Annotated in this window: 18 protein-coding genes and 1 pseudogene; 8 read left to right on the top strand and 11 right to left on the bottom strand. The window is 63.9% G+C overall.

The window, feature by feature from the left end:
- Positions 1 to 228 precede the first annotated feature (228 nt).
- From JHX88_RS04800 to hisH, 4 genes are read left to right on the top strand one after another with little or no spacing between them, the layout of a single operon-like run.
- Complete coding sequence (locus JHX88_RS04800; RefSeq protein ID WP_076525726.1) at positions 229 to 885, top strand: potassium channel family protein; 657 nt, start codon at positions 229 to 231, stop codon at positions 883 to 885.
- On the top strand, positions 882 to 2,228 hold the full coding sequence (locus JHX88_RS04795) for a TrkH family potassium uptake protein (protein WP_419182358.1): 1,347 nt from the start codon (positions 882 to 884) through the stop codon (positions 2,226 to 2,228). The genes JHX88_RS04800 and JHX88_RS04795 overlap by 4 nt, the downstream gene beginning before the upstream one ends.
- A 46-nt stretch (positions 2,229 to 2,274) precedes the next feature.
- The gene (gene hisB / locus JHX88_RS04790) at positions 2,275 to 2,862 is read left to right on the top strand and encodes an imidazoleglycerol-phosphate dehydratase HisB (RefSeq protein WP_076525724.1); all 588 of its coding nucleotides are present in this window, start codon (positions 2,275 to 2,277) and stop codon (positions 2,860 to 2,862) included.
- Positions 2,862 to 3,491 carry an imidazole glycerol phosphate synthase subunit HisH gene (gene hisH, locus JHX88_RS04785; protein ID WP_076525722.1) on the top strand — a complete coding sequence of 210 codons (630 nt, stop codon included), beginning with the start codon at positions 2,862 to 2,864 and terminating at the stop codon, positions 3,489 to 3,491. The genes hisB and hisH overlap by 1 nt, the downstream gene beginning before the upstream one ends.
- Positions 3,492 to 3,594: 103 nt before the next feature.
- Here hisH and JHX88_RS04780 read toward each other — a convergent pair whose 3' ends face one another.
- Positions 3,595 to 4,356, bottom strand: coding sequence for an HpcH/HpaI aldolase family protein (locus JHX88_RS04780; RefSeq protein ID WP_076525720.1), 762 nt, complete (start codon positions 4,354 to 4,356; stop codon positions 3,595 to 3,597).
- 116 nt (positions 4,357 to 4,472) lie between these two features.
- Between JHX88_RS04780 and ade the strand changes: the two genes are divergently transcribed.
- The gene (gene ade / locus JHX88_RS04775; RefSeq protein ID WP_076525912.1) at positions 4,473 to 6,170 is read left to right on the top strand and encodes an adenine deaminase; all 1,698 of its coding nucleotides are present in this window, start codon (positions 4,473 to 4,475) and stop codon (positions 6,168 to 6,170) included.
- A gap of 103 nt (positions 6,171 to 6,273) precedes the next feature.
- On the opposite strand, the gene JHX88_RS04770 is transcribed toward ade, so the two are convergent.
- From JHX88_RS04770 to rpsB, 4 genes are all read right to left on the bottom strand, one after another.
- Positions 6,274 to 7,740 carry an aldehyde dehydrogenase family protein gene (locus tag JHX88_RS04770; protein ID WP_076525718.1) on the bottom strand — a complete coding sequence of 489 codons (1,467 nt, stop codon included), beginning with the start codon at positions 7,738 to 7,740 and terminating at the stop codon, positions 6,274 to 6,276.
- Between the two features lie 63 nt (positions 7,741 to 7,803).
- Positions 7,804 to 8,388, bottom strand: coding sequence for a (d)CMP kinase (locus JHX88_RS04765; RefSeq protein WP_076525716.1), 585 nt, complete (start codon positions 8,386 to 8,388; stop codon positions 7,804 to 7,806).
- 150 nt (positions 8,389 to 8,538) lie between these two features.
- The gene (tsf, locus tag JHX88_RS04760) at positions 8,539 to 9,417 is read right to left on the bottom strand and encodes a translation elongation factor Ts (protein ID WP_076525714.1); all 879 of its coding nucleotides are present in this window, start codon (positions 9,415 to 9,417) and stop codon (positions 8,539 to 8,541) included.
- Positions 9,418 to 9,507: 90 nt separating this feature from the next.
- Positions 9,508 to 10,305, bottom strand: a complete 798-nt coding sequence (gene rpsB, locus JHX88_RS04755; protein WP_076525910.1) for a 30S ribosomal protein S2 — start codon at positions 10,303 to 10,305, stop codon at positions 9,508 to 9,510.
- A 245-nt stretch (positions 10,306 to 10,550) separates the two neighbouring features.
- Between rpsB and trhA the strand changes: the two genes are divergently transcribed.
- The 3 genes from trhA to JHX88_RS04740 all read left to right on the top strand — a co-directional run bounded on the left by trhA (position 10,551) and on the right by JHX88_RS04740 (position 13,206).
- On the top strand, positions 10,551 to 11,213 hold the full coding sequence (trhA, locus tag JHX88_RS04750; protein ID WP_076525712.1) for a PAQR family membrane homeostasis protein TrhA: 663 nt from the start codon (positions 10,551 to 10,553) through the stop codon (positions 11,211 to 11,213).
- A gap of 128 nt (positions 11,214 to 11,341) precedes the next feature.
- Entirely contained in the window at positions 11,342 to 11,986 is a 645-nt protein-coding gene (gene eda / locus JHX88_RS04745; protein ID WP_076525710.1) for a bifunctional 4-hydroxy-2-oxoglutarate aldolase/2-dehydro-3-deoxy-phosphogluconate aldolase, read from the top strand.
- Between the two features lie 14 nt (positions 11,987 to 12,000).
- Positions 12,001 to 13,206, top strand: a complete 1,206-nt coding sequence (locus tag JHX88_RS04740) for an MFS transporter (RefSeq protein WP_076525708.1) — start codon at positions 12,001 to 12,003, stop codon at positions 13,204 to 13,206.
- Positions 13,207 to 13,351: 145 nt separating this feature from the next.
- Here JHX88_RS04740 and JHX88_RS04735 read toward each other — a convergent pair whose 3' ends face one another.
- From JHX88_RS04735 to rpiA, 6 genes and pseudogenes are all read right to left on the bottom strand, one after another.
- Entirely contained in the window at positions 13,352 to 13,675 is a 324-nt protein-coding gene (locus JHX88_RS04735) for a 2Fe-2S iron-sulfur cluster-binding protein (RefSeq protein ID WP_076525706.1), read from the bottom strand.
- A gap of 104 nt (positions 13,676 to 13,779) precedes the next feature.
- Complete coding sequence (locus tag JHX88_RS04730; RefSeq protein WP_076525704.1) at positions 13,780 to 15,339, bottom strand: DegQ family serine endoprotease; 1,560 nt, start codon at positions 15,337 to 15,339, stop codon at positions 13,780 to 13,782.
- 411 nt (positions 15,340 to 15,750) lie between these two features.
- Positions 15,751 to 16,824: pseudogene (gene hflC, locus JHX88_RS04725) on the bottom strand (protease modulator HflC); the annotation flags it as partial.
- Positions 16,824 to 18,032, bottom strand: coding sequence for an FtsH protease activity modulator HflK (hflK, locus tag JHX88_RS04720; protein ID WP_076525702.1), 1,209 nt, complete (start codon positions 18,030 to 18,032; stop codon positions 16,824 to 16,826). The pseudogene hflC and the gene hflK, both read right to left, overlap by 1 nt.
- Positions 18,033 to 18,114: 82 nt before the next feature.
- The gene (gene gorA, locus JHX88_RS04715) at positions 18,115 to 19,491 is read right to left on the bottom strand and encodes a glutathione-disulfide reductase (RefSeq protein ID WP_076525700.1); all 1,377 of its coding nucleotides are present in this window, start codon (positions 19,489 to 19,491) and stop codon (positions 18,115 to 18,117) included.
- The gene (gene rpiA / locus JHX88_RS04710) at positions 19,491 to 20,216 is read right to left on the bottom strand and encodes a ribose-5-phosphate isomerase RpiA (RefSeq protein WP_076525698.1); all 726 of its coding nucleotides are present in this window, start codon (positions 20,214 to 20,216) and stop codon (positions 19,491 to 19,493) included. The genes gorA and rpiA overlap by 1 nt, the downstream gene beginning before the upstream one ends.
- Positions 20,217 to 20,285 lie beyond the last annotated feature (69 nt).

Raw genomic sequence — 20,285 nt, 5'->3', positions numbered from 1 at the left:
TTTTTCGTTTCGATTTCGGTCGGGTCGGTTCGGCGCCCTCACGCGGGGGAAAACCGCACGCAACACTCACTCATGTTCACATTCGTATCACAATGACCGGGCGGCTGCAAAAAGCGCTACATTTACGACAGGTTAGCGACCACAAGCGACTGATCGCCCACTCATGCTTGACCTCCGCAATGCCGCAGGTGCAAAATCGGCGGCATTTGGCAATCTGCCGGAGGCCCGATGGGCAAGGAAAAACGAAGTTTCGTCGTCGTCGGCCTTGGTGCTTTCGGCAGCGTGGTCGCAACGGAACTGGCACGATTCGGTAATCGTGTGCTGGGCATCGACAGAAGTCAGAAACGTGTCGCGGCACTAGCCGATCAGCTCTCCAACGCCGTCATTCTCGACGCCACGGACGAAGGCGCACTGCGCGAGGCCGGGGTAGATCGCTACGACGTCGGGATGGTGTCGATCGGCAACGACCTGGAAAGCAGCGTCATCGCGGCGATGAACCTGCGACTGATCGGGATCGAAACGATCTGGGCCAAGGCCGAGAGCCGCACCCATCACCGCATCCTCTCGAAGATCGGCGCCGACCGGGTCGTCCTGCCGGGGCTCGAGATGGGCCGACATGCCGCGCAAATGTTGAACAACCCGGCGGTGCAGGATTATGTCAGCCTCGGCAACGGGTTTTCCGTGGTCAACCTGCTGATCCCCGAACGGCTGAAGGGCAAGAAACTGTCCGACCTGCCTTTTGACGCCGGCATCACCAGGCTGGGGATGATGCGCGGCACCGAATATATCGACCTGCGCGAACGCGATCCGGTCCTGCTGACCAATGACCGGCTGCTCCTTCTGGGCAAGCGGGTCGAACTGACGCAATTCGGCGACCGGCTGTGAAACACCCCCTTTCGACCGCCCTGCGGCGATGGCTTGAACACACCCCGCCGCCCGCGGTGCTGGCCACGCTGTATATGGTGCTAATCCTGCTCGGAGGGCTGGCGCTGAAACTGCCCTTCATGACACGAGAGGCGATCAGCCTCAGCGACGCGCTCTTTACCTCGACCTCGGCGGTGACCGTGACCGGGCTCGCCGTCATCGACACGGAACTGACGCTGACCTTCTGGGGCCAGCTTCTGGTGGCGCTGCTGATCCAGTTGGGCGGGCTGGGGCTGATGACTTTCGCCGTTCTGGTCCTGTCGGCGCTGGGGCTGCCGCTTGGCATCACCCATCACACCTACCTGCGCGAGGATCTCAACCAGACCTCCTATGTCCGGTTGATGAAACTGGTGAAGACGATCGTCCGCGTCGTGCTGATGGCCGAGATCGCGGGTGCGATGCTGCTGTGCCTGGCCTTCATGCCCCGCACCGGGCTGGGGCCGGGATTGTGGCACGCGATCTTTCACTCGGTCTCGGCCTTCAACAATGCCGGCTTCTCGACCTTTTCGTCGGGGCTGACGGAATACGCCACCGACCCCATCATCAACAGCGTGATTCCCCTGCTCTTCATCACCGGAGGCATCGGCTATCTGGTCATCTCGGATGTCTTCCGGCAACGCTTCTGGCAGGGCTGGTCGCTGCATACACGGCTGATGCTGGTAGGCACCGCGGCGCTGGTAGTGATCGGGGTCGGGCTGACCGCCTTTCTCGAATGGAACAACCCCCGCACGCTCGGCGCCTATGACAGTGCCGCCTCGCGCCTGACACTGGCCTGGTTCCAGGGCGTGACGACGCGGACGGCGGGTTTCAACACCACCGATATCGGCGGACTGCACGATTCCACGTCGTTGCTTTACATGGCGCTGATGGTGATCGGTGGCGGGCCGACTTCAACGGCGGGCGGCATCAAGGTGACAACGGTGGTCGTCATGCTGCTGGCCACGCTGGCCTTTTTTCGCCGCCGGACCGAGATCTGGGCCTTTGGCCGGTCGATCGGGCTGGACGAGGTGCTCAAGGTCATGGCGCTGATCGCCATCGCCGCCGTGCTGGTCTTCACGGCGGTTTTCCTGATGACCGTCACCCATGACGGCCATTTCCTCGATATCAGCTTCGAGGTCGCCTCGGCCTTCGGCACCACCGGCCTGTCGCGCGGCTATACGAGCGAGTTGAACGGGTTCGGACGCGGTATCATCATGCTGGTGATGTTCCTGGGCCGGGTCGGGCCGCTGACGCTTGGATTCTTCCTCGCCACCCGCATCACGCCCCGTGTCCGCTATCCCGAGGGTCAGGTGCATCTTGGCTGATCGGCCTCTCCGTCCTATAAGCGCCATGCAATGAGAAGGATATCCCATGCGCAAGGCCAAGATCACCCGCAAGACCGCCGAGACACAGATCGAGGTGGAGCTGAATCTCGACGGAACCGGCCAGTATGAAAATCATACCGGCGTGGGATTCTTCGATCACATGCTGGACCAGCTCTCGCGGCATTCGCTGATCGACCTGAGTGTCACCGCCAATGGAGATCTGCATATCGACGATCACCACACGGTCGAGGATACCGGCATCGCCATCGGGCAAGCGCTGGTGAAGGCGCTTGGCGACAAGAAGGGCATCCGCCGCTATGGCAGCTTTCACCTGGCGATGGATGACACGCTGGTCCGCGCGGCTCTGGACCTGTCGGGGCGGTCATACCTCGTCTGGAATGTCGAGTTCCCGAGCCAGAAGATCGGCAGCTTCGACTGCGAACTGGTGCGGGAGTTTTTCCAGGCGCTGTCCACGCATGGCGGCATCACCCTGCATATCGACCGGTTGCATGGGCTGAACAGCCACCACATCGCCGAGGCCGCCTTCAAGGCCGCCGCCCGCGCCCTGCGCGAAGCGGTCGAGCCCGATCCGCGCATGTCCGGCGTGCTGCCTTCGACCAAGGGCGCGTTGTGATGCGCGTCGCGCTGATCGACTATGACAGCGGCAACCTGCATTCGGCGGCCAAGGCGTTCCAGTTGATGGGGCGCGAGGCCGGGGCCGAGGTGATCGTGACCTCGGACCCCGAGACCGCCGCAAGTGCCGACCGCATCGTGCTGCCTGGAGACGGCGCCTTCCCCGCCTGCCGCGAGGCATTGGGCGAGGTGGACGGCATGGCCGAGGCGATCCGCGAGGCGGTGCTGACGCGCGGCGCGCCCTTCATGGGGATCTGCGTCGGCATGCAGATGCTAGCCACCACGGGGCATGAATATCGTGAGACCGCCGGGCTGGACTGGATCGGCGGCGAGATCCAGGCCATCGACGCGCCGGGCCTGAAAGTGCCGCATATGGGCTGGAACGACCTGGTGATCGACCGGCCTCACCCGGTGCTGGAGGGCATCGCGACCGGCGATCATGCCTATTTCGTCCATGGCTGGCAGTTCCGCGTCGCCGATCCCGCGCATCTGCTCGCCCATGTCGATTACGGCGGGCCGGTGACAGCGGTGGTCGGGCGCGACAATATCGTCGGCACCCAGTTCCACCCCGAGAAGTCCCAACAGGTCGGGCTGCGCCTGATCGCCAATTTCCTGCGCTGGACGCCCTGACAGGCAAGCCGTGATTGCGTCCCGCGATGGCCGGGGGGTTTCACACCCCCCGGCACCCCCGTGGGATATTTTCCTGAAGAAGAAGCAGCCCGCGGCTTCGCTGTTACCCCCGCGCATCCGCCAGCGCCGCACCGATGGCTTGGGTGAAGATCCCCGTATCGGTCGAGAGCGAGGCAAAGTCGAAGCCGCGCTGATGCATCTGCCGGATCATCTCTCCCGAGCCGCAATGGATTCCGGCCAGCAGCCCCGCCTTTCGGGCCGAGGCGAGGATGGCGTCAATCGCCTCATGCACCTCGGGCGCTTCGGGGCTGAGTGTCGGGGTATGACCAAGCGACAGGCCCAGATCCGCCGGGCCGATATAGATGCCCGTCAGCCCTTCGACCGCCATGATCGCGTCGCGATTGGCCAGCGCCTCGGCGGTCTCGATCATCGCGAAGACCTGCACCAGTTCTCCGGATCGCCCGACATAATCGGACCACAACGCCCCTGCCCGCACCGGCCCATAGCTGCGCGCGCCAAGCGGCGCATAGCGGGTGACGGCGACTAGGCGGCGCGCGTCCTCGGCCGTGTTGATCATCGGGCAGATGATGCCGCTTGCCCCCGCGTCGAGGCATTTCATCGCGATGCCCGGCTCGTTCCACGGGATCCGGACGAATTTCGGCGCCGCGCTGGCCGACATCGCCTGCAGCATGGCCAGCATAACCTGATAATCGACCAGCCCATGCTGCATGTCGATCGTCAGCATCTCGAACCCCGCCCGCGCGATGATTTCCGCCGTGACCGTCGAGGGTATCCCGCACCAGCCATTCACCGCCTTGCCGCCGGTTGAAAAATGGCTGTGGAAATTTTCTGCTGTCAATGTCATGGCACATCCCCTCCCTGCTGGCCGCAGGCAATCATGCGCCCATGTCGAAGGCAAGCGGATCTGGACGGCTGCACGGGGATGAGGTTCTGTAAGCAATGGCAATCAAGGAGACCCGCATGGATGATCTGGAACGGCGTATCGCGCAGGCCCGTGGAGACCAGCCCGCCGATCTGGTCCTGCGCGGGGGACAGGTCTTCGATCTTGTGACCGGCGTGATGATCCCCGGCGACGTGGCGATCTGCGGCGACCGCATCGTGGGCATTGGCGCGGATTACGACGCGAGCGAGGTGATCGACGTGACCGGCCTGACGCTGGTGCCGGGTTTCATCGACACCCATCTGCATGTCGAAAGCAGCCTTGTCACGCCATTCGAATTCGACCGCTGTGTGACGCCTCGCGGCGTCACCACTGCCATCTGTGACCCGCATGAGATCGCCAATGTCATCGGTCTGGACGGCATCCGCTATTTCCAGCAGGCCGCCGGGCATCTGTTGATGGACCTGCGGGTGCAACTGTCCTCCTGCGTGCCCTCGACCGATATGGAGACGGCGGGCGCCCGGATCGAGGCCGATGACCTGCGCGAGGTCATGAACCATCCATCCGGCATCGGGCTGGCCGAGTTCATGAACTATCCCGGCGTGATCCATCGCGAACCCTCGGCCATGGCCAAGCTGCGCCTGTTCGAGGGCGGCCATATCGACGGGCATTGCCCGCAACTTTCGGGCCGGGACCTGAACGCCTATATCGCCGCCGGCATCCGTACCGAGCATGAGGCAACCACGGCCGAAGAGGCGCTGGAAAAGCTGCGCAAGGGCATGCGGGTGCTGATCCGCGAGGGCTCGGTCTCGAAGGACCTGGACGCGCTGCAACCGATCCTGACCGAGGCGGCCAGTGCCTATATCTGCCTGTGCACCGATGACCGCAACCCGCTGGATATCGGCGAGCACGGCCATCTCGACTACATGATCCGGCGGCTGATCGAACTGGGCACGCCGCCGCTGGCCGCCTATCGTGCCGCCTCGCTTTCTGCGGCAGAGGCCTTCGGGCTGAAGGATCGCGGGCTGATCGCGCCGGGCTTGCGGGCCGATATCGTGGCTTTGGGTTCGCTCGAGGCATGCGACGCGCAACTGGTGCTTTGCGGGGGTCGGGTGGTCGATGACGGTGCTTTCGCGGCGCGCGGACATGTTCCGCCGGTCGGGCGGGCCTCGGTCAAGGCCCCGGTGGTTCGGGCCGAGGATTTCCGCTGCAGCGGCAACAGGGCCGAGACCGATGTGATCGGGATCATGGAAGGCAAGATCATCACCGAGCACCTGCGCGAAGAGATCACCCCGCAGGACGGTGACAAGCGCCCCGACCCGGCGCGCGACCTGATGCGGATCGCGGTGATCGAACGCCACGGACAGAACGGCAATATCGCCACCGGATTCGTGCGCGGCTTCGGCATCGCGCGCGGTGCCATCGCCTCGACCGTCTGCCATGATCACCACAATATCGCCGTGGTAGGCGCGGATTACGATGACATGGCGCTGGCTGCGAACCGGCTGTCAGAGATCGAGGGCGGGTTCGTCGTGGCCGACAAGGGCCGCATCCTTGCCGAGCTTGCCCTGCCCATCGCCGGGCTGATGAGCCTCGATCCCTTCGAGGTGGTCCGCGACCGGCTGGTCGATCTGCGCGAGGCGGCCCGAGGCCTTGGCGTCACGCTGGAAGAGCCTTTCCTACAGCTCGCCTTCCTCGCCCTGCCGGTAATCCCGGCCCTGAAGATCACCGATCGCGGCATGGTCGATGTCGAAAAGTTCGAGATCATCGCGGGGTGATCCACCGCCGCTCCCGAATCCTGACCTCCGGCCCCGGCTCGCCCCTTCTTCTTCATGCAAATATCCCGGGGTCCGGGGTGGAACCCCGGTCCTGTTGCCCTAATCAATCGTGCCGGATCACCATGGTCCTTGTGGCGGCGAATTCATACAGCGCGTCGAAGCCCTTTTCGCGGCCATGTCCGGATTTCTTCATGCCGCCGAAGGGCAGTTCGACCCCGCCGCCCGCGCCATAGGCGTTGACGAAAACCTGCCCGACCATGATCTGCCGCGCCACGCGGATCGCCCGGCTGCCATCGCGTGACCAGACCCCGGCGACCAGCCCGTATTCAGTGTCATTGGCCAGCGCCACGGCATCGGCCTCGTCCCGGAATGTCATCAGCGACAGGACCGGGCCGAACACCTCTTGCCGGGCCAGCATGTGATCGCGGGGAACCGGACCATAAGCGCGGGGAGCGACGAAGTTGCCGCTACCCGAAACGCTCGCGTCCAGTTTCCCCTCGGCAATCAGGGGGATGCCGTCCGCATCCGCCTGCTCGCAGAACCGCCGCACGCGGGCCAGTTGCACCGGATTGATCAGCGGACCGAGATCGCGGTCATCCTCAGGCGCGCCCGCGGTCAGGGCCGAGAACTCGGTGCGCAGGCGCTCGGTCACCACATCGGCGATGCTTTCCTCGACCAGCAGCCGCGCCCCGGCGGAACAGGTCTGCCCGGCATTCTGGGTGATCGCCTTCATGATGATCGGCATGGCGCGGTCCAGATCGGCATCGGCAAAGACGATCTGCGGCGACTTGCCGCCCAGTTCCAGCGTGCAGCCGATATGATGCGCCGCCGCCGATGTCTGGACAGCGGCGCCGACCTCGGGACTGCCGGTGAAGCTGAGAAAATCGATGCCGCGATGTGCGGACAGCGCCGCCCCGGCCTGATCGCCGCGCCCCGGCACCACGTTCAATGCCCCCGGCGGCAGCCCGGCATCGCGCAGCAATTCGGCCAGCCGCAGCGGCGTCAGGCAGGCATCCTCGGCAGGTTTCAGCACGCAGGCATTGCCCATCGCGAGGGAGGCGGCGATGGTGCGCCCGAACATCTGCGCGGGGTAGTTCCACGGGATGATATGGCCGGTCACGCCAAAGGGCACGTATTCGGTGGTCACGAAATGCCCCGGCAGAAAGGGGATCATGTCGCCATGCACCTTGTCCGCCGCGCCGCCATAGAATTCCAGGTAACGCGCCGTCGCGGTGATATCGGCACGGGCCTGCGACATCGGCTTGCCGGTATCGCGGGCCTCCAGCGCGGATAATTCGTCAAAATTCTCAAGGATCAGCGCAGCCGCACGGCCAAGGATACGCCCGCGCTCCGTCGCGCTCAGCCCGCCCCATTCCCCTCCGCGGGCGGTTCGGGCAGCGGATACGGCGGCGTCGATATCCTGTGCATTCCCGGCGGCGATCCGGGTGAAAACCTCGCCACTCGCAGGGTCGATTACTTCCAGCGTGGCGCCGCTGGCCGAAGGCTGCCAGCGATTGTCGATGAAGACACCGTCCGAGGCGGCGGCGATGGCACGGGGCTGGATATTCATGGCGGCTCGCTCCTCCTTGCGCGGGAGGTAACGTCGCCTATTGGCGGCATCAGCGCAAGAGGGTCAGGCGCGCGCCCGCTCGACAATGGCGATGGCGGCGGCGATCGCCTCATCGATCGAGATATTGCTGGTATCGATGATCAACGCGTCATCGGCGGGACGCAACGGCGCGGTGTCCCGTTCGCGGTCCCGGCGGTCGCGCTCGTGCAGCTGGGCCAGCATCTCGGCGGGGTCCGCCCCCAATTCATCCGCCCGGCGCTGTGCCCGAACCTCGTTCGAGGCGACCACGTAAAGTTTGACCGGCGCATCGGGGCAGATCACCGTGCCGATATCGCGCCCGTCGAGAATCGCTCCGGGATCTTGCGCGGCGAAGCGGTGCTGGAAATCCACCAGCGCGGCGCGCACCTCGGGTATGGCGGCAATTCGGCTTGCGGCCTGCCCCGCATCGGCGCTGCGCAGATCGCTGCGCTGCAGATCGTCGGGGGTGAGGTTCCGGGCAGCCTCGATCGGATCGCCGCCTTTCGCCCCGGTGGCGCGATAGAGCAATCCCGTGTCGAGATGATGAAAACCATAATGATCCGCCAGGGCGCGGGCGATCGTGCCCTTACCTGATGCGGCAGGTCCGTCGATGGCGATGATGAAGGGCATACCTGTTAAAACACATTAAGGGAGTCGGAAGGCTAATTCTGATTGGCACATTTTCGGTACACAAATCCAGCGCTCGATCAGAAAAAAGCCAAAAAAACGACGCCAACCCGATCGGTTGGCGTCGCGTTCACTCGGACAAAGATAGAAAGATCAGTTGCCACCCAAGGTTTTGGCGACCTCGGCTGCGAAATCCTCTTCCTTCTTGTCGATGCCTTCGCCCACGGCGACACGGGCAAACCCGGTGATTTGCGCCCCGGCCTCTTTCGCCGCCTCCTCGACCGTGAGGTCGGGATTGATGACGAATTTCTGGCCCAGCAGCGTGACCTCTTCGAAAAACTTGTTCATGCGGCCCACGATCATCTTCTCGATGACAGCCTCGGGCTTGCCGGATTCACGAGCCTGATCGGTCAGCACCTGCTTTTCATGCTCGATCATCGCGGGGTCGAGATCTTCCTGCCCAAGCGAGGCGGGCGAGGTCGCGGCGACATGCATGGCGATCTGGCGGCCGATCTCGTCATCGCCGCCTTCCAGGCCGACCAGCACGCCGATCGTGCCCATGCCATCGGCAACCGAGTTATGCACATAGGTCACGACTTTAGGAGCAGTCACAACGGTCATCCGGCGCAGCGACATGTTCTCGCCGATCTTGGCGATCGCGTCGGTCAGAATCTCGGAGACGGGCTTGCCGTCGATCTGGGCGTTCTTCAGCGCCTCGACATCGTCCACATCCAGCGCGGCATTGGCGATCTTGCGAACCATGTCCTGGAATTCTTCGTTCTTCGCGACGAAGTCGGTTTCCGAGTTCACCTCGACCGCGACACCCTTGCCATCACGCGTGGCAACCGCGACCAGGCCCTCGGCGGCGACACGGCCCGATTTCTTCGCGGCCTTGGCCAGGCCCTTGGTGCGCAGCCAGTCGGAAGCGGCCTGCATGTCACCATCGTTCTCGGTCAGCGCCTTCTTGGCGTCCATCATCCCTGCGCCGGTCGTCTCGCGCAGCTCCTTCACCATCGCGGCTGTGATCGCCATGATACGTCTCCTTTGTTCAACGCCTCAGGCGGGGCATATCCCCGCCTGACGACAGTTTTGTAAACCTGCGATAAATCTGTCCCGGCGGGATCAGGCGTCGGTCGTGGCCTGCTCTTCGGCAGCAGCTTCGGCCTCGCCACCCTCCAGAGCCTCTTCCGGAGCTTCAGCCAGCGCGCCAAGATCGACACCGGCGGCACCCATCTGTGCGGACATCCCGTCCAGAGCCGCACGGCTGGCCAGATCGCAGTAAAGCGCAATCGCGCGCGCCGCATCGTCATTGCCGGGAATGATGTAGTCGACACCATCGGGCGAGCAGTTCGTATCGACGACGGCAACGACCGGAATCCCCAGCTTCTTCGCCTCGGCGATGGCGAGGTCTTCCTTGTTCACGTCAATGACGAAAAGCAGGTCCGGCAGACCGCCCATGTCGCGGATACCGCCCAGGGATGCCTGCAGCTTGGCCTGCTCGCGCTCGAGGCCCAGGCGTTCCTTCTTGGTCATGCCCTCGGCACCGCCCGCCATGGTCTCGTCAATCGCCTTCAGGCGGTTGATCGACTGCGACACGGTTTTCCAGTTGGTCAGCGTGCCGCCCAGCCAGCGGTGGTTCATGTAGAACTGCGCCGATTTCTCGGCTGCGTCGGCGATCGATTTCTGTGCCTGACGCTTGGTGCCCACGAACAGCACGCGGCCGCCCTTGGCAGCGGTGTCACGAATGACCTGCAGTGCCGCGTCCAGCATCGGCACGGTCTGGGTCAGGTCGATGATGTGAATGCCGTTGCGATCACCATAGATGAACTCGCCCATGCGCGGATTCCAGCGCTGAGTCTGGTGACCGTAGTGAACGCCAGCTTCCAAAAGCTGACGCAGCGAAAATTCGGGAAGCGCCATATCCATTTCCTTTCCGGTTTGCGCCTTGGCAGAGGTTTCGAGGCGGTTGCCCCAACCGGTGGACCGTTTGCGGATGTCTCCCGCAAGGGCCCTCCTCTACCTGAGAAGTGAGGGGGAAATAGCCGCTCCGGGCTGCTTTGGCAAGGGGATGAGCCAAGAAAAGCACGCAGGCCACGTTGCGTCATCCGCTGTTATCGCGCATCATGATAAGCAAGGCTTTCCCGTGACGACAGGCCCTGCCGCAAATGACCTCACAATTTCAGTTTGGCAGACCCTATGACTTCTATGAGTTGCTGGTGGACGGAATCGTTCACGGCATCGGCGTGGCTTTCGCGCTGATCGGTGCGACCGCGTTGATCTTCTATGCGACATTATGGGGCGGCGGGGGCGAGCAGATCGCCGTCTGGATCTACAGCCTGGGGCTGGTTCTCGCCCTCGGGATCTCTTTTGCTTACAACATGCTGCCGCATTCGCGTTTCAAATGGGTGATGCGGCGCTTCGATCATTCGGCCATCTTCATCCTGATCGCGGCAACCTACACGCCGCTTCTTCAGCAAGGGATCGATGATCCGCAGATCACCGCACTGCTTGCCTGGATATGGTCGGTCGCATTGCTGGGGATCGTGCTGAAATGCGTTTTCCCCGGCCGGGGCGACCGGCTGGCGGTGCTGCTCTATCTCGCCATGGGGTGGAGCGGGCTGATCGCGATCGGACCGATCTCGGGCTATCTGCCGGGGGCGTCCATGTGGCTGGTCGTCATCGGCGGGCTGATCTATTCCGCCGGGATAAGCTTTCACCTGTGGGAAAAGCTGCGTTTCCAGAACGCGATCTGGCACAGCTTCGTCATTGCGGCGGCGGCGGTGCATTATTCGGCCATCTTCACGGCCCTGCACCTGGGCAGGATGTGATCGCCGCTTCATCGACAGGCCATCGACCCCAGCGGAAAAGCGTCGCGCCCGCAAGTTACGGCAAGTTGCTTGCATTGCCGGAACAATGGGGTCAGTTTGCAGGCGATTTCCGCCAGTGAGGTGAGGCCATGACCCCAGAACTCCAATCGCAGAAAACCCGCGCGTTGTGCCAGTTGGCCCCGGTCGTGCCGGTGATCGTCATCAAGGATGCCGGCAAGGCCGCCGATCTGGCACGAGCACTGGTGACGGGCGGATTGCCGGTGCTGGAGGTAACCCTGCGCTCGGATGCCGCGCTGGACGCGATCCGGGCGATGTCGGCGGTCGAGGGCGGACATGTCGGCGCGGGCACCGTGCTGACCCCGGACGACGCGAAACGCGCCAAGGATGCCGGGGCGGAATTCGCCGTCTCTCCGGGCGCCACGGGTAAGCTGATCATGGCCTGCGCCGAATTGGAACTGCCGCTGCTGCCCGGCGCGGTCACCGCCTCCGAGGTGATGCGGGCGGCGGATGCCGGGTTCGACATGCTGAAATTCTTTCCCGCCGAGGCGGCGGGCGGCGCCCCTGCCCTGAAATCGCTGGCCGGTCCGCTGCCGAAGATCAGTTTCTGCCCGACGGGCGGCGTCTCGCCCAATAATGCGGGCGATTACCTGGGCCTGCCCAATGTCATCTGCGTCGGCGGCAGCTGGATCGTGAATGATGCCGACATGGCGGCAGGCAACTGGCAAGCGATCAAGGACCGGGCGCGGACCGCCGCGGCCCTGCCACGCAGTTGAGCACCGCGGCGAGCATGACCCGCGCCCGGCGCAATGTCGTGGTGCTGGTTGCCGCGCAGGCCCTGCTTGGCGCGCAGATGCCGGTCAATTTCATCCTCGGCGGCCTGGCCGGGCAGACCATCGCGCCCAATGCCTGCCTTGCCACCCTGCCCCTGTCGATGATCATCCTGGGCTCTGCCCTGACCGCGCGACCTTTGGCCCGCTTCATGCAGCATCACGGGCGGCGCGCCGGTTTCATGCTGGCGGTTCTGGCGGGCGCGTTGGGAGCGGCGGTTTCTGCCGCCGCGCTGTGGTTCGGCAGTTTCTGGCTGTTCATGGCGGGCGGGCTGATGACGGGAATCTACATGTCGGCGCAGGGATTCTTTCGCTTCGCCGCAACCGATACCGCGCCCCCTGAATTCGAGGCCCGCGCGATCAGCTGGGTGATGGCGGGGGGATTGGCGGCGGCCGTGATCGGCCCGGCCATCGCGCGGACGACCAACGACCTGGGGGCGATCCCCTTCCTTGGCAGCTATATCGCCGTGATCGTGGTCAACCTGCTGGGACTGGCCCTGTTCATGTTCCTGGACATTCCCAAGCCCCCCGTCGCGCAGGATGGCGAGGACCAGGGGCGGCCGCTGCCGCAGCTTTTGCGCGAACCGGCCATCGTCGTGGCGATGATCTGCGCAATGGTATCCTACGCATTGATGAACCTGGTGATGACCTCGACCCCGCTTGCCGTGGTCGGCTGCGGTTTCGCCGCCAATAACGCCGCCGATATCGTCAGCGCGCATGTGCTGGCCATGTATGCGCCCAGCTTCATCACCGGGCCGTTGATCAACCGCTTTGGCACCACCCGCATCGTCGGGCTGGGCCTGATCCTGCTGGCCCTGGCCGGGGGTGTCGCGCTGGCGGGGGTGGAACTCACGAATTTCTTCGGCGCATTGATCCTGCTGGGGCTGGGCTGGAATTTCGGCTTCATCGGCGCGACGGCGATGCTTGCCCGATCCCATAGCCCCGCCGAGCGTGGCCGGGTGCAGGGCATGAATGATTTCGTGGTCTTCACCGGTGTGTTCATCGCCTCGCTCTCTTCGGGAGGGCTGATGAACTGTCTCGGAGGATCGCCGCAGGCCGGATGGAGCGCGGTCAACCTGGCGATGCTGCCCTTCCTGGCGCTTGCGGGGCTGGCGCTGGCATGGCTGACGCTCCGTCATCGCCGCGAGACCCGGGTGACCGGCTGACATCCTGCAGGCGGAGGCCGTGAATTTGCGTCCCGCGATGGCAGGGGGATTTCGCATCCCCCTGACCCCCAGCAGGATATTTTCATGAAGAAGAAGCGGCCGCTTGCTGGGGCAATATCTGACTGCGAGGCGAGATCGGTTTGCGTCAGATCTGACGCTCGGGCATCTGCACGACCAGCCCGTCGAGCTCGTCTGTCACCTTCAACTGGCAGGTCAGGCGCGAGCGCTCGGGATCGGGTTCATAGGCGAAATCCAGCATGTCCTCTTCCATCGGATCGCGCGGAGGCAACCGGTCGATCCATTCCGCATCCACATAGACATGGCAGGTCGAACAGGCGCAGGCACCGCCGCAATCGGCATCGATCCCCGGGATTCCGTTGTCGCGCGCGCCCTCCATCACGGTCATGCCGGGGGTGACGTCCACTTCATGGCGGGTGCCGTTATGCTCGATATAGGTGATTTTGGCCATTTGCTCGCTTTCCTTTGCTGCGCCGGAAATAAGACATCACCAGCGCAATGAAAAGAGGCGGACCGGCTGGCCCGCCCCTTCTGTCTCATCGGCAGATACGGGACTTATTCGGAGGACTCATCGATCGGCAGCGCGACGAAACGCGGCTCGCCCCCGCGACGGATCAGGACCAGAACCGATTTCCGGCCCGCTTCCCGCGCCTCTTCGATTCGGGCGTTCAGGTCCGACAGCGAGGTAACGGCCTGCTGGCCTGCTTCGGTGATGACATCCCCTGCCATCAATCCCTTGTCGGCGGCGGCGCCTTCGGGATCGACATCCTTGACCACCAAGCCTTGCATACCGTTGGGCAGATCGAGCTCGGACGCGATTTCCGGGGTCAGCGTGGCGATGGTCATCCCCAGCAATTCCTCTTCACCCGGAGCTGTCGGTGTCGCCTGCGGCTCATCGGTGGTGCCCTCGGCCACCTCGCGGCGGCCAAGCGTCACGGTCAGGGTCACGGGTTCGCCATCGCGTTGCACCGTCACCTCGACCGGCTCACCGGCCGGGGCATCGGCGACACGCTGCACCAACTCGCGGATATCCTTGACCTCGCCGCCATCGAAGCCGGTGATGACATCGCCCGCCTGCATCCCGGCATCCTTGGCCGGACCATCGGGAACATCCGTCACCATCGCACCGCCCTTGGCTTCCAGCCCCAGGGCCTCGGCCATGTCGGGGGTCACGTCCTGGATCTTGACGCCCAGCCAGCCGCGGCGTGTCTCGCCATATTCGCGCAGTTGATCGACCACCTTCGACACGAGGTTGGAGGTCATCGAGAAACCGATCCCGATCGATCCGCCATTGGGCGACAGGATCGCGGTATTCACGCCGATCACCTCTCCGTCGAGATTGAAGAGCGGGCCGCCGGAATTGCCGCGATTGATGGCCGCGTCGGTTTGCAGGTAATCGTCATATGTGCCCGACAGCTCGCGGTTACGGGCCGAAACGATCCCCGAACTGGCCGAGAAGCCCTGTCCGAGCGGATTGCCCAGGGCCAGCACCCAATCGCCCACGCGCGCCGAATCGGAATCACCGAATTTCACGAACGGGATCGCGTCGTTGCTTTCCACCTTCAGCAGCGCGACATCGGTTTTCGGGTCGGTCCCCACCACCTTGGCCGGCAGCGTATTGCCCGAATAGAACTCTATCTCGATCTCGTCGGCACCTTCGATGACATGGTTATTCGTGACGATATAACCATCCGCCGAAATCACGAATCCCGAACCCAGTGCATTCGACCGCTGCGGCCGGTTCGGAGCCCCGTCAGGCCCCGGAACTCCGGGGAATCCGAAATCGCGGAACAGATCCTCGAACGGGCTTCCCTCGGGGAAAACCGGTCCCGGTCCGCGCGTCGGCTGCGAGACAACGGCGGTGGTGGTGATGTTCACGACCGCCGGGGAGACCTGTTCGACCAGGTCGGCAAAACTTTGCGGCATCACGCCGGGGGCGGTTTGTTCGGCTTTCGGTGCGGTCAGCGGCTCGTTGTTATTCGCCGCCTCCTGTGCCTGCTGACTGACTTCGGGCGAAACATCGGGCTTGGTCTGCTGCGCGGCGGCAAAGCCGAGCCCAAGGCTCACGGCCAAGGCCGAGGCAGTGAGAAGATGCCGAGGAGAAAGCGGTTTCATGCTGAGTGTCCTCATATTTCAATTGAATTTCGACTGATCGATCGCAGCCGGGACAGGATTGATGTGAAACGGATTTCGCGGCTCGTTGCAAATAAAGCACGCTCGCAGCGAGTGAACTGATCGTGACTTTTATTGCAAGACGGGCGGAAAACCATGTTTCCGCCCGCCCTTGTCTCAGTTCCCGTTTTGCTCTTCCGCCGGTGCGGTTTCATCAGCAGGGGGTGCCGCCTCTTCCGCCGCCGGAGCATCTTCTTCGGCTGGCGGTGCGGCCTCTTCTGCCGGGGGAGTTTCTTCCGAAGCTCCGTCATCTGCGGGCGCAGCCTCTTCCGCGGGGTTTTGCCCTTGCGCTTCTGCCCCGCCCTCCGTGCTCTGCTCCCCGGAGGGTGGCATCACGGCCGAGGGTTCCTCGGGCGGGGTCACAAGGCTTTCCGGGACCGGGGTCAGTTTCACTCCCGCCGATTCACCCAAGGGTTTGCCCTCGCGATCGGTGACTTCCGGGGTGACCAGGTCCTGATCCTCGCCCACCGTCGAGCTCTGAGCCCGGCTTTGAGCTTCCGAGGCGCGCTCTCCGGGAGGCACCGGCTCTGACGCCGGATTGGCTGTCTTGGAACCGTCCGCGGCCAGGTAGCTGAAGAATTCGCCATCCGGACTGATCACCATCTGGCTGTTTTCGCCCTGAAGCGCGCGCTCATAGGAGGTCATGGAACGGGTGAATGCGAAGAATTCAGGGTCACGGCCAAAGGCATCGGCATAGATCGCGTTCCGGACCGCATCGGCTTCACCGCGAACGATATCGGCACGCTTTTGTGCCTCGGAAGTCAATTCGACAACCGTCCGGTCGGCGGCGGCGCGAACACGCTGCGCGGCCTCGCCACCCCTTGCCTTCTCATCCGCCGCTTCACGCTCACGCTCTGCCCGCATCCGGGCATATGTGGCGTTCAGGTTCTGCTCGGGCAGATCGGTACGGGTCAGGCGCACGTCGATGATCTCGACCCCTAGGCCGGACGAGTTTTTCCGTGCCTCGTCGCGGATCTGGTTCATCAGGGTGGTCCGGTCGTCGGACAGCACATCGGTCGAGGGTACGGCACCCAGAACCTCGCGGATCGCAGCATTCACGATCGGCTCCAGCCGACCCTGGGCCACCTCGACACCGCCTGCGCCGACAGCCTGACGAAAGCCGACCGGATCCGTGATGCGCCAGCGCGCGAAAGCATCGACCACCAAGCGGCGATCGTCCAGCGGCGTCACTTCCAGCGGTGTGGTCGGCAGACCGAGAATACGGTCGTCATATTTGACCACATTGTCGACGAACGGCATCTTGATGCCCATCCCCGGCTCTTCCTTCACCGCGACGACGCGGCCAAGACGCAGGACCAGCCCCTTCTCGCGTTCGTCAACAATGAAGATTGCAGAGAGACCCAGGAAGACGATCACGATGACGACGGGAACCGCAAGGGCGGATAAAGCTATTTTGCGGGCGGCCATCAGTTCGTCCCTCCGGTCGAGTTGCTGTTGCTGCCACCGCCCGAGCGGCGCAATTGATCCAGCGGCAGATAGGGCACGACATTCGAGCCTTCGCCACCTTCATCAAGGATGATCTTGTCGAGACCGCCCAGAACCTTCTCCATCGTTTCCAGATACATCCGGCGACGGGTCACTTCCGGCGCCTTGACATACTCCTCGTAAATCGCGTTGAAGCGCGAGGCCTCACCCTCTGCGGTATTCACGGCCTGGGCACGATAACCCTCTGCCTCTTCTACCAGCGCTGCCGCCTGCCCCCGTGCCTCGGCGAGGACGCGGTTGGCATAGGCGTCTGCCTCTTTCTCAAGGCGGTCACGCTCTTGCTGCGCGGCCTGCACTTCGCGGAACGCGTCGATCACCTCTTGCGGCGGATCGGCCCGGTCAAGGTTCACACGAACCACGTTGATACCCGATTGATAGGCGTCCAGCGTTCGCTGCACGGCATCCTTGAGGTCGCTCGCGATGGAGCCCCGGTCGCGGTTGAGGATCGGCGCCAGCTCGCTGCGGGCGATAATATCACGCATCGCCGATTCAGAAACGGCGCGGATCGTGTCGGCCGGATCGGCAAGGTTGAACAGGAATTTCTCGGGATCGGCGATGTTCCAGACGACCTGGTATTCCATATCCACGATATTCTGGTCGCTGGTCAGCATCAGCCCGCTATCCATCGGCCCGGCACGTCCGGTGCCGATCTCGGTCACACGTTCATTGGTCACGGACACGACCTCGGCCTTCACGACGGGCCAAGGCGCGAAGTTCAGACCTTCTGACCCCACGGCCACGGCACGGCCGAACAGGAATTCAACGCTCTTTTCGTTGGTCTGCACACGGTAAAAGCTCGAGAAGGCCCAGACAGCGATGGCAACCAGCGCCACGATGGAAACCGTGGTGCGATTGAAGCCGAGACCGCCCGGTCCGGAGGGTCCGCGTCCACCGCCGCCATTCCGGTCACCGCCGCCGCCGCGACCGCCCATCAGCACGCGCAGCCGCTCTTGCCCCTTTTTCATCAGCTCTTCGATTTCGGGCATCTGCTCGCCCTGCTGACCTGGACGTTCCGGCCCGCCCTTCGGAGGCTGCTGATCGTCCCAAGGCCGGTTCGACGGGCGCTTTCCGCGATCATCGTCACCTCCGCCGCCTTTACCGCCGCCGCCCCAAGGGCCCTGATTTGCCATGTGTTTGACCTTCCTTCCCTGTCAATTCCGTTAGTCGCAAACTGGGGGCGGGGGAACAAATGTCAACCCTGCCCGCCCGCTTTCACCCTTCGCCACCATGTCGCCGGGTCACATTTCGCATCGTCACCAGCTCTTCCGCGGCGGTCGGATGTACCGCCATTGCCGCGTCGAAATCCGCCTTTGTCGCGCCCATCGTGATCGGAATCGCGGCCAGCTGGATCATCTCGCCGGCCTCGGGGCCAAAGATATGGCAGCCCAGAACCCGATCACTTTCCGGCTCGACCAGCAATTTCATCATGATCCGGACATCCGAGCCCGCGAACATCGAACGCATCGGCCGGAACACCGCCGAATAGACATCGACCGGCCCACGCTCTGCCGCCTGTTCCTCGGTCAGGCCGATGCTGCCCAGTTCATGCGGGCGCAGATAGACGGCGCTGGCGACCAGATCGTGGTTCACCTGCCGAGCCTTGTCGCCGAATACCGTATCGGCGAAGGAATGACCCTCGCGGATAGCTACCGGGGTCAGGTTGACCCGGTCGGTCACATCCCCCACGGCAAAGATCGACGGCACCGAGCTTTGCGACCATTCATCGACTGCGATAGCACCGCTATCCTTGAGATTGACGCCGGTATTCTCGAGCCCCAGCCCCCAAGTATAGGGTGCGCGGCCCGTCGCAAGGAACACCGCGTCGAATTCATCCGCGCTGCCGTCGTCGAAACGCGCAGCAATCCGGGCGCCGGCCTTTTCCAGCCCCACTGGCGACAGCCCCAGTCGCAGATCGACGCCGATATCCTTCAGCTGGGCCGTCGCCATCTCGCGCGCTTCGCGGTCAAAGCCGCGCAGCACCGCGTCGCCACGGTAGGCCTGCACGGTCTCGACCCCCAACCCGTTCAGGATCGTGGCGAATTCGCAGGCGATGAAGCCGCCGCCGATCAGCAGGGCGCGTTTCGGCAACTCGTCCAGCAGGAACAAATCGTCCGAGATCAGCCCCAGTTCCGCCCCGGGAATCTCGGGTTTGGCCGGACGCCCGCCCGCGGCGATCAGGATATGCTTGGCGGTCTTGCGCGTGCCATCGGCCAGTTCGACCGTGTGGTGATCGGCGAGCCGGGCGCGTTGATGGTGAATCTCGACCCCGGCATTGTTCAAGCCGGAGGTATAGGCCGCCTCGAGCCGGTTCAGCTCGGCATCCAGCTTGGCACGGAAATCGCGCCAGCTGAAACCGCCCGCTGCTGCATCGGCCCAGCCATAGCCGCGCATCTCCTCGGCCATCAACGAGGCGTTCGAGGCGAAGATCATCAGCTTTTTCGGCACGCAGCCCCGGATGACACAGGTGCCGCCCATCCGGCTTTCCTCGGCCAGACCGACCTTGGCGCCATGCTGTCCCGCCGCGATCCGCGCCGCGCGCACCCCGCCCGAACCGCCGCCGATGACAAACAGATCGTAATCAAAACTCATCAGGCTGACCCTTCCTCGTCGTCGCGCTGCAATTCCACCACGCTGCCATCGGCGCGCCCGATAATCGCAAGGTGGCAGATGTTCAGGAACAGCCCGTGCTCGACGACGCCCGGAATCGCGGAAAGCGCACGGGCCAAGGCTGGCGCGTCGGGAATGGCCTCCAGCGCCAGGTCGAGAATGTAATTCCCCTCATCGGTGACGACAGGCTCGCCATCACGCAGGCGATGCCGGATCGGCCGCCCTGCCAGCTCAAGATCCTCCAATGCGCGGCGGATCAACTCCCGCGTTGTCTCGAAACCAAAGGCGAGCACCTCGACCGGCAGGTCGAATGCTCCAAGCTGTTCGACCACCTTGCCGGGATCGGCGATCACCACCATCCGGTCACTGGCCATCGCGACCACTTTCTCACGCAGATGCGCGGCACCGCCGCCCTTGATGAGGTTCAAATCGGGATCGACCTCGTCCGCGCCATCGATGGTCAGGTCCAGCCAGCCGATCTGATCGAGGCCCTCTATCCGCAACCCGAGGCTTTCCGCCAGATCGGCCGTCGCCTGCGAGGTAGCGGCACAGCGCAATGCCAACCCTTCGGCCTGCACCTTCGCGGCCAGTTCACGGACCATGACACTGGCGGTCGAGCCGGTGCCCAGCCCCAAGCGCATGCCATCGCGGACCAGTTCGACTGCCGCACGTGACGCAGCCAGTTTTGCGGGATCGGGATCGGGCATCCGGCTCTCCTGTCTTAGGTTCTTGGGGTATATATGCCATGCACTGCCCGAGGGCGAGGGGCCGTGCCC

This window comes from Paracoccus saliphilus, assembly GCF_028553805.1.
Classification (GTDB): domain Bacteria; phylum Pseudomonadota; class Alphaproteobacteria; order Rhodobacterales; family Rhodobacteraceae; genus Paracoccus; species Paracoccus saliphilus.
This window is presented reverse-complemented; position numbering and strand designations above follow the sequence as displayed.

What these genes read in the sequence shown, in the direction of transcription:
- JHX88_RS04800 (WP_076525726.1), top strand. Translation starts at nt 229, where the DNA reads ATGGGCAAGGAAAAACGAAGTTTCGTCGTCGTCGGCCTTGGTGCTTTC.
- hisB (WP_076525724.1), top strand. Translation starts at nt 2,275, where the DNA reads ATGCGCAAGGCCAAGATCACCCGCAAGACCGCCGAGACACAGATCGAG.
- hisH (WP_076525722.1), top strand. Translation starts at nt 2,862, where the DNA reads ATGCGCGTCGCGCTGATCGACTATGACAGCGGCAACCTGCATTCGGCG.
- JHX88_RS04780 (WP_076525720.1), bottom strand. Translation starts at nt 4,356, where the DNA reads ATGACATTGACAGCAGAAAATTTCCACAGCCATTTTTCAACCGGCGGC.
- ade (WP_076525912.1), top strand. Translation starts at nt 4,473, where the DNA reads ATGGATGATCTGGAACGGCGTATCGCGCAGGCCCGTGGAGACCAGCCC.
- JHX88_RS04770 (WP_076525718.1), bottom strand. Translation starts at nt 7,740, where the DNA reads ATGAATATCCAGCCCCGTGCCATCGCCGCCGCCTCGGACGGTGTCTTC.
- JHX88_RS04765 (WP_076525716.1), bottom strand. Translation starts at nt 8,388, where the DNA reads ATGCCCTTCATCATCGCCATCGACGGACCTGCCGCATCAGGTAAGGGC.
- tsf (WP_076525714.1), bottom strand. Translation starts at nt 9,417, where the DNA reads ATGGCGATCACAGCCGCGATGGTGAAGGAGCTGCGCGAGACGACCGGC.
- rpsB (WP_076525910.1), bottom strand. Translation starts at nt 10,305, where the DNA reads ATGGCGCTTCCCGAATTTTCGCTGCGTCAGCTTTTGGAAGCTGGCGTT.
- trhA (WP_076525712.1), top strand. Translation starts at nt 10,551, where the DNA reads ATGACCTCACAATTTCAGTTTGGCAGACCCTATGACTTCTATGAGTTG.
- eda (WP_076525710.1), top strand. Translation starts at nt 11,342, where the DNA reads ATGACCCCAGAACTCCAATCGCAGAAAACCCGCGCGTTGTGCCAGTTG.
- JHX88_RS04740 (WP_076525708.1), top strand. Translation starts at nt 12,001, where the DNA reads ATGACCCGCGCCCGGCGCAATGTCGTGGTGCTGGTTGCCGCGCAGGCC.
- JHX88_RS04735 (WP_076525706.1), bottom strand. Translation starts at nt 13,675, where the DNA reads ATGGCCAAAATCACCTATATCGAGCATAACGGCACCCGCCATGAAGTG.
- JHX88_RS04730 (WP_076525704.1), bottom strand. Translation starts at nt 15,339, where the DNA reads ATGAAACCGCTTTCTCCTCGGCATCTTCTCACTGCCTCGGCCTTGGCC.
- hflK (WP_076525702.1), bottom strand. Translation starts at nt 18,032, where the DNA reads ATGGCAAATCAGGGCCCTTGGGGCGGCGGCGGTAAAGGCGGCGGAGGT.
- gorA (WP_076525700.1), bottom strand. Translation starts at nt 19,491, where the DNA reads ATGAGTTTTGATTACGATCTGTTTGTCATCGGCGGCGGTTCGGGCGGG.
- rpiA (WP_076525698.1), bottom strand. Translation starts at nt 20,216, where the DNA reads ATGCCCGATCCCGATCCCGCAAAACTGGCTGCGTCACGTGCGGCAGTC.